Consider the following 15767-nt stretch of genomic DNA (forward strand, 5'->3'; position numbering starts at 1 on the left):
GTACTCCCAGTCGGTCAGCTCGCCGTTGACCCGGTAGCCCAGAGTGCCGACAGCCGTGCCATAGACATACCGGTTCTCGGCGGTCAGCTCGCGTCCCAGGCGGGCGTAGAGCAGCGAGTCCGGGGTCCGGGCGTCCACGTAACCCCAGGGATTGATCAGCACCGAGCTGTAGGAGTGGAAATTCACGGCGCAGGAGAAAGCGTGCGCGTTCACGAAATCACGGAAAGCCCGGGTCTCGGGCTCGCTGAAAGACTCCGGGCCGCGGTAGCTGTCCTGCCAGCCCGCCGGGCTGGAGCCGATGTCATCGTAACCCCAGCCCAGGCTGAAATTGCGGTTCAGGTCCACCCCCTCCCAGCTCTCCACCTTGCCGTTGCCGTCGTTGTCCCGCGCGTTCTTGCGCCACAGCCCGAACCCGTGGCCCCCGGTGTAGGACTGCCAGTTGCGCTCGTAGCCGTCCGGGTTGAGCACTGGGATGAAATACAGCTCGCGGCTGTCCACCAGGGCGGTGACCGAATCCACCACCCCGTAATTCCCGACCAGCCAGCCTAAGTAATACAGCAGGCACATCGCTGTCACGCCCTCGCGGGGGTGGATCAGCGAGTTGTACAGCACCTGAGGCTTGTCCGGGTCCTCCCCGGAGGCGTCCGCCGAGACCCGCACGGCCCAGAGCGGACGGTCCTCGCTGCTGCGGCCGAACTCGAAGCGGGGCGAGATGATCCCGTGTGTATCGATACGGACCAACGAGTCGACAAAGGCGGCGATCTCCTCCGGGCTGAAAAACCCACCCATGGAGCCCACTGCAAAGCCCTCTGCCCCGGCCAGGCGTGTCGGCGCGCTCTCCTGGCGGCGGCTCGCCAGATAGCGGCCGTAATCCTCCACCTCCACCCGGACCGAAAAGCCCTGTTCCACCAGCCAGGTGCTCTCGCGCGGACCAGCCAGCACCCGGGCGGCGTCACCCTCAACCGACAGCACCTCGATCCCGGCCGCATGCAGGGCAACCAACGCGGCACTGTCCGCCGGGGAGACCCGCAGCAGGCTCCAGCGGAACGGCTCCTGCGCGGCCGCCGGCCGGGCGGCGGCCAGAAAAAGAAAAAGGGCCGCAAGCAGCCCTTCAAATGTTTTTATGTAAGAGCCCGGTCTCACCGGTTCACTCCCGCGCTGACCACCCAGGCATCCTGGTAACCCAGCCTCTGGAGGTTGTTTTTAAGGGATTCGGCCTCCTGGCGCGTCACGCAGTCGCCGGCGTGCACTTTCCACATCGGGGCGTAATAGCGCACGTAGACTTTGCACGAGGAGCCGGCACGGCTGCGCACCCGCGCGGCCAGGTCCTCGGCGCTCTCCTGGTCGTTGAACGCCCCCACTTGCACACGCCAGCCCATGGTGACTCCGGATGGCGCAGTGTCCTGCGGCTGGCTTTCCCCGGCCGCGACAGCCGCGGGCGCCGGCTGCGCCTCTGTACCCTGCGGAGCGGGCGGCTGGCCTTTCACGGCCAGGGAGTCCTCGAACGGCTCGTAGATACCGGCCTTGACCGCTTCCTCGTTGGTCTTGAACACCTGCTCGTCCCGGGTGCGGCTGTCGGCTGCGGCCGGAGAGGGACGCACGGCACGCTGACGGCTGCAGCCCGCACCGGAAACCAGCAGCGCCAGCAGCAGTAATATTATTGCATTCCGGTTCGCGAAACTTGTTTTGCCGCTTATCCAGTGATACATTTCACTCTCGTCGGGAGAAAACGGAACGTTCTCAAGATGTTCGGGTTAAGTCCGTGAGCCGGCTGATCGATATTATAACCATGAACGTCGACTGTCAAGCCGAAGGACTGTTCCGGCGCAGCGCCGGACAGGAAAGGACAGCCTTTCCCTGCATCCAAATCACGTAACCCTGTTTATTCCGGCTTTTTGGATGTGCGATTCGAAACACTATGGGCGATTTCGGGTACTACAGGAAGTGCGTTTCGAGCGGTGCGAAATCCAACAGCTTTATTTCTAAACGATTAACTGTGCCGTGCAATCTGGAACACAATATGCTTTCAGTGTAAATAGATTTTTGTTGATAACGAAGATTCCGTTTGTCTTCAGTTTAAAGATATGGGGTCAGGGTCAACAGTACGGAGCCGATGTTGGCAGGTCCGGCCGGGCGATGCGCAGCGTTGAGGATGAGCCGAGAGCGAGGACAAACCGGGACAGGAGCATTTAGAGAATGTTGCTGATCGGACTTGTAAACAGCCAGGATGAATCGTGGCTGCAAACCAACCTCCCAGACCGGAGCGGTCTGCGGCTTTTCTTGCATGTAAAAGCCTTTACCTACGCTTTCTATTCCCTTATCCGCACCGATGGCCGCCAGCCTGTCCTTCTGTGCTCGGACTCTCTTTTCAGTGAGCTGCTGGGCAGCCTGCCCACCCACGGCCTGCGCCGGGATGTGCTTCTGGGCCGGGTGATAGTGCTGCACTCGAGCCAGGCCGATCCCGCCCTTGAGCGAGAGATCGAATCGAGCCGCATGGTGCACGGGCGCCTGGAAAGTCCCTTTGACCTGAAACAGCTGGAGTCCCTGCTGGCCGGACTGGACGACGAACTCCCGGTCAAGGCCGTCGCCGAACCGTCCAACGCATCCACCGGGACGCCGGAGGCGAGCGGTCAGGTCGAGTTGCACCGTATCCTCAAAGACATCCGCCGGCATCAGGATAAATCCGGCGACAACCAGGAAATGTTCCGTTGCCTCGCCCGGCACGCGCGCGCGCTCTGCCATGCCGAGACAGGCATGATGCTATCTCCCGCCCTGGGAAGCCTCTTCCTGTCGGAAAGCGGGCAGAAAGACAGCCTTCTCTGCCTGGCCAAGGGATTGATCGAAAACAGCACGCTGCCCTTCAATCACATCATTGCCAACCGTTCCACTTTCCTGCAGGAACCTTATCGCCTGGCCCAGCTCTCGGATTTTGTCCCGGGAGCGCCCCAGATGCAATCCTTCGCCGCGGTCCCGCTGATCGAGAACGGCCGGGCCGTGGCCGTGTTGGCCGTGGCCAACAGCGTGAGCGGTGCTTTTGGCAAGGCCGGGATCAACAACCTGAACCTTCTGGCCGATATCGGAGCCATGGCCCTGGGCAACATCCAGTCCCGTCAGCAGCTCGACAACGCCAAGCTGGACCTGAGCCAGGCCTACGAGGACCTGAACCTGACCTACCAGGACCTGCAGAACCACGTGGTCATCGTGGACCAGCTCCAAAGCCTCGGGCGGCGTATACACGCCGCGATAGACATCCGGGTGATCCTGCGCGAGCTGGTCGAGGGCGCCCACCACCTGCTGGGCTGCGAATTCTGCCTGATCGCTTTCCGGGAAAATCCGGAACAGCATTACAATTTCTACACCAACAACGAGATCTGCCAGTTCTTCCTCGAGATGGACGGGTCGTGCCCGATCAACAACCTGCCGTTCTTCAAGGACCCCACGGCGCTGGGTGATTCCTACCTGGACAACTCACCTCCGGAGGAACTGGTCCGGCCCATGCGGCCCTACCACGTGGAGATGTCCAACATCCTGGCCGTCCCGCTGACCCAGGACAACCAGGTGTTAGGTTTCCTGGCCGGTTTCAACAAGCGGGAGGGCGGGTTCAGCTCCACCGACCGTTTCCTTATCCGCGCCCTGGCCGGCACAGCGATCACCGCGATCATGAACTCATCGCTGGTGCGCAGCATCAAGGGGCTTTTCCAGCACAGCGTAAAATCCCTGGCCAACGCAATCGAAGCGCGCGATATCTACACCGCCGGCCACACAGACAGGGTTTCGGCCTACGTGCAGGAACTGGCCCATCAACTGGGCTGGGACAGCCAGGCCCTCGAACAGGCCTATATCGGCACGCTGCTGCACGACATCGGTAAAATCGGCATCCCGGATTCGATCCTGAGCAAGCCGGACCGCCTGACCGATGAGGAATTCGACAAGATGCGCCAGCATGTTCTGATCGGGGTGAGGATAATCAAGGATATCCCGCAGCTCGAACCGGCGAGCGATTTTATCCGGCACCATCACGAGCGGTACGACGGGCGCGGGTACCCCGACAAACTCACCGGAGAGGATATCCCCCTGGCCGGACGGCTGGTGGCAGTGGCGGACAGTTTCGACGCCATGACCAGCGACCGTCCCTACCGCAAGGGCATGAACCTGGAACAGGCGATCCAGGAACTCAAGCGCAATTCCGGCACCCAGTTCGACCCGCGCGTGGTGGAGCTGTTCCTCTACCTGCTGGAGAGCGGGGCCCTGGACAAGCATTTCCGCAGTGCCAAAAGCGACTCGGAACCTATCCTGCAGCCCGAGAGCAACCTGCTCCTGATCAACAAGGTCACTCACAAGCTCGGTTCCAAAGCCGAATAGGCCCCGCCCTTCTCTTTCACTTGCCGACCGCAGCCACGCCGAGTCTCATTCCGCTTCCGGAGACCGTCCGGCCCGCTCCAGGACCGCCTTTTTCATGCTTTCCCAGTGGGGACGCAGGAATTCGGGGTGCTGCGCCGATTGCCGGGCGTAGAAACCGCTGGCCTTGTCCAGGTCGAGCACTGCGGTGAGAAGACACTCCTCGTAGAAACCGGCCTCTGCCAGGGGCAGTCCGGTGGCGTCCCGGATGAACGACTGGCCGCTGGAACTTTCGGCCCCGTCCGGCGACTGCCCCACCGTGTTGGCCGCCAGGTGGTGGATATAAGCCTTGGGGCCGGCCGCCTGCTGCGCCCGCCCGGAGACCCGTTTCCAGGTGACCGCCTCCAGGCTCTCGCTGGAGCAGGAGGGCTGGAAAAAGATCCTCGCCCCCAGCATGGCCGGGATCTGGAACAGCTCGGGGTGACGGCCGTCGCGGCAGATCGAGAGCGCGCAGTCCACCCCGTCGATCTGAAAGTAGGCCACCTTGTCGCCCGGTATGCACCAGCGGCGCTCATCCTCTCCGGCCAACTGGACCTTGGCATACTCGTAGGTCACACTGCCCGCCGGGTCGATCACGTGGGCCAGGTTCAGGAACTTGCCTTTCCAGGCGCGGATGCTCCCCACTATCGCCCAGACACTGTACTCGGCCGCGGCGCGCGCCGCCTCAGCCAGCGCATCGAGCGCGGCCTGGCGCGACAGTTTCACCGCGTAGGGGAAATAGTAGCCGGTCAGGCTGGCTTCGGGGAACAGCACCACCCGGCTGCCCTCTGCCGCCGCCTGCGCGATGTACTTGCGGGTGAGTTCCAGGTTGCGCTCCAGGGGACGGGCCCAGTGCATCTGCACGCATGAGACCTGCAAGGGTCCGAGTTTCTTCTCAGTCATGAATCGTCTCCATCGGGGAAAAGGCGGTTCCATGGTTCAGGACAGCGAGACGCTGCCGTATCAGGATGATCCGTACTTAATCCAGGCGTCACGGTACCTTTTCAGTGTGTCCCATTTCGTCGCGATCGAGGTGTTGCAGCTCATCGAGAAAATGAAGCGGTCGAACGGGCGCATCCGCTCGAACAGCTCGCGCACGTGGGTGTCGGCCTGGGCCTGGGTCACCTCGCCCTCGAGCTGCGTTGCCGAAAGCCCGCCCTCCACGATGAACGATTTCCCGGCGGCCTTGGCCTCCCAGAGCTCGATATCGCCCAGGGGCGGGAACGCGATCCCCTCCAGACCATCCAGCCCGCTGCCCACGACATGCTCGATGATCTGGCGCTGACGGCCGCAGGCGTGGCTGAACAGCCAGGCCCCGCGCGAGTGGCAGAGCTCGGAGGCGCGCCGGAAAAACGACGCGCAGTAGCGCTCTAAATGCTCGGGCGGGTAGAAAAAGCTGTCCAGGTTGTCCATGCACATCACCACACGCACTCCGGCCTCGAGCATCCTGCCGATCAGGGCCAGGGCCTTTTGGGCGTAGATGTCCATCAGCTCCTGCATCTGCTTCTCGTGGTCGAATAGCAGGAAAATCGCGTTGTCCTGGCGCGCCAGGATATGGAGCTGCTTGAGCGGGTTGGTGATCTCGCCCGCTATCACCAGGCCGTCCTCTCCCACCTGACTTTGGAGAGCGTGGAACGAGGCCGGGTCGAACACCAGCTCGCGCGCCTCGGACCAGGCTTTCCAGGCCGGGTATTCCCGCTCGAAATCCTTGAACAGGTACTCTTTCTGCACCAGGGTCACGCCCTCGCGGTCGAACCAGAGCACCTCTGACAGGTCGCCGGCGGCGGTGTGGTAGACCTTGCGGGTCAGGTCGCCCTCGACCGTCACCTCCACCTCCAGGCCGGGGAAACGCTCGTGCACGTGCCCGCCGAACAGGCGCTCGGTTATATCGGTCAGAAGGTTGCGGCTGAAAATGTCCACACCCAGAACGCGCATCACATCGAGCTGGCTCGTGCAGCCCGACAGCTCGGCTGGCAGACCATGCCGCCTGTGGTACTCGAACCACTGCCAGATGTTGGGGGCGAAAACCGCCCGGTCCGGAGTTTCGCCGGCCAGAACCCGTAAAATTCTGTCTTTAGGTGTCATCCTCGATCCCTTTGAAATTTGTGAAAGAGCAGGCGTGTTCGACATTAATTTTTTTGAATCCGCGTGCAGACACAAGAAAAATCAGCCTGCACCCGTCACTGCCGCACAACGTAATGTTTTTCGTCCCGGTTTCGCGGTTGTTGATTTTTAGCGCTGCATAATGTAATGTCATAAAACGATTGGAATGTTTTATTTTCGGGTCCTGCGGGAGCGGGTTGGAGAGGGACTTGCGGTTCGTTCGGAGCCAAGGTGGAAGCGAACGGCTCCGGCGCGGCTGCCGTCAATTCACAGCGATGCAAAGGGAAGGCTTCGATGAGCGTGCAGACCGATGATAAAGTCCCCTTCATCCTGATCTATCTGGATGGAACAGTTTACGCATTCCCGGTGAGCAAAGTCCAGTCGATCCTGACCATGCCCCCAGTGACCGCGGTGCCCCAGTTGCCGGAGCACATGCGCGGCACGATCAATTTCCGGGGCAAGGTGGTGCCGCTGCTCGACCTGCGCTGCCGTCTGGGCCTGCGCTCCCTGCGCACGGAGGCCGATGAGCTGATCAAGCTGCTCGTGCAGCGGGAGCAGGACCATGTCAACTGGCTGAAAGAACTCGAAAGCTCAGTGCAGGAAAAAAGGCCTTTCAAGCTGACCACCGACCCGCACAAATGCGGTTTCGGCAAATGGTACGACCGCTACCGGACCGAGAACCAGGAGATCGCTTTCCACCTGAAAAAGTTCGATGAGCCGCACAAAGCCATCCACGCCATCGCCGACAAAGTCACCCGGCATGTCGGCCTGAGCGATTACGAGGCGGCCGAGGCGGTGATCCGCAAAACCCGAGACACCGACCTGGCGCTGATGATACGCCTGTTCGCAAAAATCCGTCAGCACCTGAAAGAGGAGCTGACGGAAATTGTGCTGGTGCTGGACGGTCAGGCCGGGCGCCTGTTCGCGGTGGCCGCGGACCAGGTGATCTCGGTGGAGCACCTTCGCCTCGGCAGCCTGGTGGACCCGCCCACCGGTATGTTCCCGGGCAACGGCGACCGCGAACAGGTGGTCCGCGCCATTGCCCGCCGCCAGCAGCCGGATGAGCAGGTGGTGATCCTGGACCCGGATCAGCTCATCCTCTGAGCTAACCGAATATGATTCTTCGCATCTGTGGAAGAAAATCAGTCCAGAAAATGGCTATCAGCAGCATCATATATGTGATCGAAGCGATCGCGCTCGTTAAAAAAATCCAGATATCGCTCCTCTTCTTTTCTCCCAGACGCAGGTATGCGACAATCGAACAGATTATCAGTGCGGTATGAACCAACGCCGCAGGAGCCGCAACCAGGTTCTGGGGGGAACCACATTCTCCGTTTAGAGCCAGCTTTCCCCACTCTCGAAAGCCAGATTCTATAAAACCGGAAAAGACATTGAACGTGTTCCAGAAAAGAGCAATGGATATGGCAATTCCATAGCCCCACTTGCTGTGCTTAAGGCTGAGCAGGATTATTGCCAGATAAATGAAAGACTGGAAAAAATGCAGTACACGGATTTCCTTTTCCATGTAGGCCGATATTGCAAGTATTGAAATGAAACCCAGGCTCAGTATCACTATTGCCGTGTCCAGCTTTTTCCCGCTATGCATATCTCAATCTCCTGCTTTTTTGCCTGAATCCGAGCAGAGCCGCACGATCCTCAGCGGCGGACAGGGTCGCTGTCTTGCGCCACACTCAGCCAAAATTCTCAGAGCTTGGTTTTTGCTATTATTATTGCCCCCATCCCGGTTTTAAGGGTTACCTCCGCCCCGCCGGCGTTGAGCTTGCCGTGCAGGCTGTTCCAGTCGTTCTCACCCTTGAAACTGTCCCCGAAATCCAGTGTCACCTCGCCCATGCCGCTTTCCGCACGCAGGTCCACACCGGAATGCTCGGGCAGCGAAAGCCGCACCTCGCCCATTCCGGATTCGAGGCAGACCCGGTCGCTGCGTTCCAGGCGGATCAGTTCGGCCTCCACCTGGCCCAGGTCGGACTTGGCGTCCACCGACCCGTTGATGTCCTTGAGGCTGATCTGGCCGATGGACAGCCGTGTGTACAAATCCCCGCGCGTGGAGCGGACCTGAACGCTGCCTATATCCGATTCCAGCGACAGCCGGCCCTCCACCGCCTCGACATCTATCCCACCGATATCGCATTTGATTCTCAGGTCGCAGTGACGGGGCACGGTCAGCTCGTACTCGATCCGCAGCGGGAGCTTGTTGCAATCACCCTTGAACAGGCCGTAGAACATCTTGCAGGCCGAGAGGACCCCTCTGGTGCGGGCTTTCAGCTCCAGGTCCGGGATATCGGTGCGGATTTTCAGTGAATTCGAATCGGACTCGCACTGGATCGACACCTGATCGAGGAAGCTCTCGGCCGGCGGGTCCTCGAAACCCTTGAGCTGGCTGAGATCCAGTATTTTCACGGCCTTGACCCGCACCCGGCTCTCCTCCCAGGTGCGCACCCTCACCTGTCCGATCTCGTTCTCCAGGCTGATCCGTCCGCCCTCCGCGCTCAGCGGATACTCCTGCACGCTCTCGCGCCTCAGCTCATCCTGCTCCGCCGGCCAGGCCCGGAACGGAACTGCCAGAAGCACCGCGACCGCCGACAGGATAACCCATTTCCACGGGAATCGCTCTGCGTTGTGCATACAACCTCCTGATCCTTTTATCCCGACAGACCGGGGGTCAATTGTGGGAACCATTTCCGTTGAGGACATCACTCTCCACCTTGCCGTCCAGGATACGGATCACCCGCTTGCAATGCGCGGCCACTTTCTGGTCGTGGGTCACGATGATGAGAGTCTTGCCCTGTTCGTTCAGCTTGGCGAACAGGCTCACGATCTCGGCCCCGGAGGCCGAGTCGAGGTTTCCCGTGGGCTCATCGGCCAGGATTATCTCGGGGTCGTTGGCCAGGGCCCGGGCAATGGCCACGCGCTGGCGCTGTCCGCCCGACAGCTCGTTGGGGCGATGGGTCGCCCGGTCGCCCAGGCCGACCAGATCGAGCATGGCCGCGGCGCGGCTGCGGCGCTCGGAACTCTTCATCCGGCCGTAGATCAGAGGCAGTTCCACGTTCTCCTGGGCCGTGGCGTAGCCCAGAAGGTTGAAATTCTGGAAAATGAACCCGATCTTGCGGTTGCGAATTTCGGCCAGCTCGTTGCGGCTCTTTTTCTGCACCGGGTCGCCGTCCAGAAGGTATTCACCCTGGCTGGGGGTGTCCAGGCAGCCCACCAGGTTCATCAGCGTGCTCTTGCCCGAGCCGGAGGGCCCCAGGATCGCCACCAGCTCGCCCGAGTCGATCTCCAGACTCACACCAGCCAGGGCGTTGACTTTGACCGAACCCATGTCATACACCTTCGTAATGTCTTTCAGCACTATCATCAAAGCCTCCTATTCGTATCTAAGGGCATCCACCGGATCGATCCGCGAGGCCCGGCGCGCCGGGAACAACCCGGACATCAGTCCGATGAAACCTATAATGATCGAGCAGATCAGCGCCAGCAGGGGGCTGAACACCGGCTGGTTCAGGAACTGAAGTTCCTCTTCCTTGATCGGAATCAGGTGGATCAGGTGCACGCCACCAATTGCCAGGCCCACGCCGAGCGCGCCGCCGATAATCATGGTGATCAGGCTCTCACCCACGATCTGGGCGATAATATAGCGCGGCTTGGCCCCCACGGCGATCTTGATCCCGATTTCGCGCGTGCGCTCCTTGATCACCACGTACATGATATTGGCCACGCCGATCCCGGCTATCAGCAATGTCAGGCATCCGATCAGGCCGACAAATATCTCGATCCCGCGCATCACCTTACCCACCACGTCGCCCATCTCGATAGTGTCCCACATCTGGTAGCACTGTTCATCCGTGGGGTCGCAGCGGTAATTGCCAGCCATCAGGCTGCGGAAGCTCTTTTGCACCGCTTTTGTCCGGCTGGGATCGGCGGGTCTGTATATTAAGTTGCTGATCCATCTCTGGTTGAAAGTCATGCGGTGGGTCGAGGCTGGGATCACCGCTTTGTTCTGGTCGCGGCCCGAATAGCTGCTGGTCTGGATTTTCTTGGTCATCACGCCGATTACAGTAAACGGGATGTCGTTTATCATTATGATCCGGCCAACCGGGTTGACTCCCTCTCCGAACATGTCATCGCGCAGCTTGTTGCCGATAAAGACCATGCGGCGTTTCCGGCTCTCGTCCAGGTCGTTGAGGAACCGTCCGCCCGGCTCGGGGACCATGTTGCGCATCGGGCCCCAGCAGGGCAGCACGCCGTGTACATCCACGCTCAGGACTTTATCCTTGTATTTCATCGAGGAGCCGGAGCGGTACTCCGGGCTGATCGCGACGATCTCGGGCATCTGTTTTTTGACCAGCTCCACATCCTCCAAGCGCAGAGGAATGGAGCGACCGACCGGGAACCCGGCGTAGGGCTTGGAGGTCTGGCCGCCCCAGACTATCACGATATTCTTGCCCATGCCGCGCATGCCATCGCCAAACCCGCGGTAGAGGCCCTCGCCCACCGAAAGCATCAGCACCACGTTGGCGCTGCCCCAGCAGATCGCCATGATCGTCAGGAACATGCGCATCTTCTCTTGTTTCAGCTCGTGCCAGAACTGCAGCAGGATATGCATGTCTCAGAACTCCAAGGCCTGGACCGGGTTCATCCGGGCCGCCCGGCGGGCTGGTGCGAACCCGGAGGCAAAGCCGATCAATCCGATCACGGTTATGGTAATGGCCGCCACCACGGGATCGATTGTGGGGATGCCGATATACTTGTTGGTGAAAGCCAGCACCGGGGTGGTGAAAAGGCGCACCACGCCCCAGGAGAACCCGAAACCCATCGCTCCGCCCAGGCCCACGATCAGGAAAGTCTCGATCATGAACTGCATCAGGATCATCCGGGGCGAGGCGCCCAGGGCCATCTTGACCCCGATCTCGCGCCGCCGCTCGCGCACCACGATGTACATGATGTTGGCCACGCCGATCCCGCCCACCAGCAGGGTGAGGAACCCGCCCGCGCCCAGGAAAATCTTGAACCCGAGGAAGAAGTAGTAGACAAATTTGTCACCCTCGGCCGTGTTCCAGACCCAGAGGGCATGACGGTCCGTGGGGTCGAACGAGTACTTGCGGGCCATCAGGCGGTAGACCTCGTCGATCATGTGGTCGGTCCAGGCCGGGTTCTTGGCCCGGAACAGCAGTTGGTCGCACTGAAGAGCGTCGTACATCGCGGCATAGGTGGAATAGGGGATGAACCCGCTGTCCGCGTCCGGCCCGGAGTACATGTTGTTCTGAATCTTGTGTTTCATCACTCCGACTACTGTGAACGTCGAACCGTTGAGCATCACGGTCTTTCCGACCGGGTTGGAGCCTTTGCCGAAAAGCTGGTCCCGCAGCTCATCGCCCAGGAATATCACCCGGCGCCTGAAATCGTAGTCCAACTGGTTGATAAAGCGTCCGCCCGCCTCGGGGAACACGTTGCGCAGGTCGCCGTACTCGGGGTAGACAGCGCGCACGTGAATCTGGCGCGCCTCGCGGCCGTAGTTGGCCCGCACACCCCAGCGCTCCGCCTCCGGGCTGATCGCCTCCATCTGCGGGATATTCTGCAACAGGTAACGGGCGTCCTCCTGGCGGATTCTGATATTGCGCCCCTTGTTCAGGCCCTTGTAGCTCTTGGTGGTGGCGCTTCCGCCGGCGATCACGATATTGGTGCCCAGTCCGTGCATGGCCCGGTTCGAGTAGGCCTCAATCCCCACGCCGAACGCCAGCAGCAAAATCACCGCGATCGTGCCCCAGGTGATGCCAAAAACGGTCAGGAACGTGCGCAGTTTCTGGTGCCGCATGTCCTGGTAGAACTGTCCGATCAGTCTCAGGTAGTAGGAAAACATTTTAGTTGCCTGATCCCAAGAGGGTTTATGTCAGCTTTGAAATATCTCCGCCCGTGCGTTCAGTCCGCTTTCGAAGCATCTTACTCAATTTCTTTGGTCGCTTCCTCGACCACCGAGTCTCCCACCACCAGACCCTCGACGATTTCGGTCTTGAGGCCGTCGCTCAAGCCGACTTTCACGAATTTCTCCATGGTCGTGTCCGTGCCTGTCGCAACCACTTTCACGAACGCCGAGTCGTTGCGGAACTTGATCAGCCGCTCGGGCAGGGTGGCCACGTCGTCCTTCTGGCGCACGATCACATCCGCGTTGGCCGAATAGCCCGCCCGCAGCACGCAGTCACCCCGGTCGGTGATCTTGATTTTGAGGTCGAAAACGTTGGCATTGTCCTTGGTCCGGCTCTTGGGACTGATAAAATAGAGCTCCCCGGTCAGGGTGTCCTTGGGCAGCGCTCCGATGTAGATTTTCGCCTCCATGCCCTCAGTCAGCTTGCCTACGTCGATCTCATCCACCGTGCCCATGAAAATCAGGTCCTCCATGTCGGCCAGCTTCATCAGCTCGGTGCCGGGCTGGTAAGTGGTGAGCGGCACCACCGGGTCGCCCAGGTTGACCAGGCGCTCCAGGATCGTGCCGGTGACCGGGCTGCGGATGATGCTCTCCACCTTGACGTTGCCGATCTTCGAGCTGCCCTTTTCCATCAGCTCGAGCTGCTCGCGGCGCTGGGCCTCGCGCAGCTTGGCCTCCTCGAAGGCTTTCTTTTTCTGGTCGAACTCCTGCTGCGACAGCAGCGACTTGTTCAGCAGCTCGGTGGCACGGTTCAGCTCGCGGCTGGCGTTCTCGCGGTCCAGGGTGGTCAGCTCCAGCTCGCGCCGTCCGTTGGCCAGCTCCACCGGGGTCGGCTCGGGCTTGACCGTAATGAGCGGCTCGCCCTGGTTCACCACCTCGCCCACTTCCTTGTTCACTGTCTCCACGATTCCAGAGACCTGGCTTTTGACCACGATCTCGTGCTTGGGCCCGATGCTGCCGATAGCCAGGGCCTTCTCCACGATTGCCCCTTTCTCGACCGCCACGGTGGTGAACTTGCTTTTGTCATCGTTGGAGCGGAGCTTTTTGACGAAGAAAAATGAGCCACCCAGAACGAGGAGGATAACCAAAGTCCAGATAAGCTTTTTCATCTGCATGACCTCTTTTTTGACTTGAGATTTATCCTGCGGGGAAATTTGGTTTCGAGCTTTTCTACTTCTTAGACCAGCCAATGCCCGGAAAGTTTTCATTTTTTTTGGTTCTCTCGCAGAAATCGATTTCAAGGCCTGCACCGGGACGGCTTCGGCGGGCCGGATATTGACTTGGAGCGGTTTTTGGATTATGTTTATGGCTCAAAGAGGTGAGGTGGCGAGTGAGAGTCGGGCCAAGCCGGCGGTCGATTTTTTTCTGCTGCGCGCTGTGCTGCGGGATGGCGGTTTATTCCGTTTACGCCGCCGCGCCGGCAGAGGCTGACAGCCTCAAGCGCACGGCTGATATGTATTTTGCCCGCCACGACTACACCCGTGCCGCCGGAATTTACCGCAGCCTGTTCGCGGCCGACAGCACGGATGCCACCGTGGCCACCCTGCTTGCCAGTTGCCTGCTGCGCGACAGCCGCTACGGCGAGGCCGTGCCACTGTACGAGAAGGCGCTGAGACTGAACCCGGAACTCAAGCTCTGCCAGCTCGGCCTGGTCGACTGCAACTACAAGCTCGGACGGATCGAGGAAGCCTCCCGCTGGGCATCGCGGGTCAGAAGTGAATTAGAGGGCCGGAAGCTTGCCGACTGGGACAGCCTTGTCGAGCAGATGTTTCCGTTAATCCGCAAGCCGGAGAAAAAATAATTGCACCCCGTACTGGTTGCGCTGGGACCGCTGGAGATCAAGTCTTACGGGCTGATGCTCGCCATCGCTTTTATCAGCGGCTACCTGGTGGCGGTGCGCCGGGCGCGCACGCGCGGCATCGACCAGAACGCCGTGCTCGACCTGTCGTTCTACATCCTGCTGGCGGCCATCGCCGGCTCGCGCGCGTTCTACGTGCTGACCCATCTGGCCGAGTTCTCAGTCCGGCCTCTGGCCGTGTTCTACATCTGGGAGGGCGGGCTGTCGATGATGGGAGGGGTGCTGCTGGCCCTGGCGGTGAGCTGGTTCTTCCTTAAGCTGCGCGGGATCGGGTTCTACGACATGGCCGACCTTCTGGCCCCCTCCATCGCGCTGGGGGTGGGGATAACCCGGATCGGCTGTTTCCTGTACGGTTGCTGTTACGGCCTGCCCACCGAGGCCTGCCTGGGGGTGCATTTCCCTCTCGATTCGGCGGCGGGCAGCCATTATCACCAGGCGATCCACCCGACGCAGCTCTACGAGAGCGCCTACGGGTTCGTGTTCTTTGGCATCCTGATGCTGGTTGACCGGTTGCGCCCGCCGCGGGCCGTGCTGTTCGGCCTGTTCCTGCTGCTCTATTCGGCGGCGCGTTTCACGGTGGATTTTTTCCGTTACTACGAGCCGGACCAGTATGTGCTGCACCAGCCTGTCGCGCTGACCAACAACCAGCTCATCCTCGCGGCGCTGTTCGTGTACGGGGCCTGGCTGGTGCTGAGCCGTCTGGCGCGTCGGGGGAACTCCTCGGGGGGCGCCTGAGGTGCGTGGCCGCGGTTCCGGGCTGTTGGATGGCCTGCTGAGCCTTCTGTACCCGCCGGCCTGCACGGCCTGCGGCGCGGACCTGAAAGAACGCCTTGGCTGGGCGGTGCTCTGCCCGGAGTGCGCGGCGACCCTGGTGCCGCTGGAGTCCGACAGTTGCCCGCGCTGCGCCAGCCCGTTGCGCGAGGGCCAGCCCTGCGCGTTCTGCGCCAGGCTGGAGCCGGGGATGGACCTCCTGCGCTCGGCCTACTGGTTCGCCGGGCCGGCGCCGGAGTTGGTGCACGCGTTCAAGTACCGCAGACGGGTCAGTCTGGCCTCAGGCCTGGCCGAGCTGACACTGTCGCACCCCGGCTGCATCGAGGTGCTGGAGCGGGCCGACCTGCTCGCCCCGGTGCCGCTGCACTTGTGGCGGAGGCTGCGGCGGGGGTACAATCAGAGTGAGCGTTATGCCGCCGCGTTGGCGGCTTTGAGTGACAAAAGGGTGGAAAGCCGTCTGCTGCGGCGTGTGCGCCGCACCCGCTCGCAGACCCGGCTCGACCCGCAGCAGCGCAAGTTGAACGTGGAAGGAGCTTTCAAGGTCAGGGACCGTACGCTGGTCGAGGGCCGTTCTGTCTGTATCATCGATGACGTGATGACGACGGGGGCCACAGCCGGTGCATGCGCGGCGGCCTTGAAAGACGCGGGGGCCGAGTGGGTGGCGGCCCTGACATTCGCCCGCGCATGAAACAGCTGCACCTTATATTCCTTTTTTATCTG

15 protein-coding genes are annotated in these 15767 nt (G+C 61.1%); 5 read left to right on the forward strand and 10 right to left on the reverse strand.

Features of this window, described 5'->3' with window-relative positions:
- On the reverse strand, positions 1-1143 hold a 1143-nt coding region (locus LLH00_05385), incomplete at its 3' end, for a M14 family metallopeptidase (GenBank protein ID MCE5270699.1).
- Positions 1140-1709 (reverse strand): SPOR domain-containing protein, encoded by a 570-nt coding sequence (locus tag LLH00_05390; GenBank protein MCE5270700.1) that lies wholly within the window; start codon positions 1707-1709, stop codon positions 1140-1142. The genes LLH00_05385 and LLH00_05390, both read right to left, overlap by 4 nt.
- A gap of 487 nt (positions 1710-2196) precedes the next feature.
- Between LLH00_05390 and LLH00_05395 the strand changes: the two genes are divergently transcribed.
- Entirely contained in the window at positions 2197-4362 is a 2166-nt protein-coding gene (locus tag LLH00_05395) for an HD domain-containing protein (GenBank protein MCE5270701.1), read from the forward strand.
- Between the two features lie 45 nt (positions 4363-4407).
- Here the strand turns inward: LLH00_05395 and LLH00_05400 are convergent, their stop codons facing one another.
- Together LLH00_05400 and LLH00_05405 are read right to left on the reverse strand one after the other, a co-directional pair.
- Entirely contained in the window at positions 4408-5280 is an 873-nt protein-coding gene (locus tag LLH00_05400) for a carbon-nitrogen hydrolase family protein (GenBank protein ID MCE5270702.1), read from the reverse strand.
- A 60-nt stretch (positions 5281-5340) separates the two neighbouring features.
- On the reverse strand, positions 5341-6462 hold the full coding sequence (locus tag LLH00_05405; GenBank protein MCE5270703.1) for a hypothetical protein: 1122 nt from the start codon (positions 6460-6462) through the stop codon (positions 5341-5343).
- 312 nt (positions 6463-6774) lie between these two features.
- Between LLH00_05405 and LLH00_05410 the strand changes: the two genes are divergently transcribed.
- The gene (locus LLH00_05410) at positions 6775-7584 is read left to right on the forward strand and encodes a chemotaxis protein CheW (GenBank protein MCE5270704.1); all 810 of its coding nucleotides are present in this window, start codon (positions 6775-6777) and stop codon (positions 7582-7584) included.
- A gap of 1 nt (position 7585) precedes the next feature.
- On the opposite strand, the gene LLH00_05415 is transcribed toward LLH00_05410, so the two are convergent.
- From LLH00_05415 to LLH00_05440, 6 genes are all read right to left on the reverse strand, one after another.
- On the reverse strand, positions 7586-8086 hold the full coding sequence (locus LLH00_05415) for a hypothetical protein (GenBank protein MCE5270705.1): 501 nt from the start codon (positions 8084-8086) through the stop codon (positions 7586-7588).
- A gap of 98 nt (positions 8087-8184) precedes the next feature.
- On the reverse strand, positions 8185-9123 hold the full coding sequence (locus tag LLH00_05420; protein MCE5270706.1) for a DUF4097 domain-containing protein: 939 nt from the start codon (positions 9121-9123) through the stop codon (positions 8185-8187).
- 37 nt (positions 9124-9160) lie between these two features.
- On the reverse strand, positions 9161-9853 hold the full coding sequence (locus tag LLH00_05425; GenBank protein MCE5270707.1) for an ABC transporter ATP-binding protein: 693 nt from the start codon (positions 9851-9853) through the stop codon (positions 9161-9163).
- Between the two features lie 9 nt (positions 9854-9862).
- On the reverse strand, positions 9863-11101 hold the full coding sequence (locus tag LLH00_05430) for an ABC transporter permease (protein ID MCE5270708.1): 1239 nt from the start codon (positions 11099-11101) through the stop codon (positions 9863-9865).
- Between the two features lie 3 nt (positions 11102-11104).
- Positions 11105-12355 (reverse strand): ABC transporter permease, encoded by a 1251-nt coding sequence (locus LLH00_05435; GenBank protein ID MCE5270709.1) that lies wholly within the window; start codon positions 12353-12355, stop codon positions 11105-11107.
- An 80-nt stretch (positions 12356-12435) separates the two neighbouring features.
- Positions 12436-13527 carry an efflux RND transporter periplasmic adaptor subunit gene (locus LLH00_05440; protein ID MCE5270710.1) on the reverse strand — a complete coding sequence of 364 codons (1092 nt, stop codon included), beginning with the start codon at positions 13525-13527 and terminating at the stop codon, positions 12436-12438.
- Positions 13528-13805: 278 nt separating this feature from the next.
- Between LLH00_05440 and LLH00_05445 the strand changes: the two genes are divergently transcribed.
- From LLH00_05445 to LLH00_05455, 3 genes are read left to right on the forward strand one after another with little or no spacing between them, the layout of a single operon-like run.
- Positions 13806-14219 carry a tetratricopeptide repeat protein gene (locus LLH00_05445; protein MCE5270711.1) on the forward strand — a complete coding sequence of 138 codons (414 nt, stop codon included), beginning with the start codon at positions 13806-13808 and terminating at the stop codon, positions 14217-14219.
- The gene (gene lgt, locus LLH00_05450) at positions 14220-15011 is read left to right on the forward strand and encodes a prolipoprotein diacylglyceryl transferase (GenBank protein MCE5270712.1); all 792 of its coding nucleotides are present in this window, start codon (positions 14220-14222) and stop codon (positions 15009-15011) included. It abuts the gene before it with no gap.
- 1 nt (position 15012) lies between these two features.
- Entirely contained in the window at positions 15013-15735 is a 723-nt protein-coding gene (locus tag LLH00_05455; GenBank protein ID MCE5270713.1) for a double zinc ribbon domain-containing protein, read from the forward strand.
- Positions 15736-15767 lie beyond the last annotated feature (32 nt).

The sequence above is a fragment of the bacterium genome (assembly GCA_021372515.1).
GTDB lineage: Bacteria > Gemmatimonadota > Glassbacteria > GWA2-58-10 > GWA2-58-10 > JAJFUG01.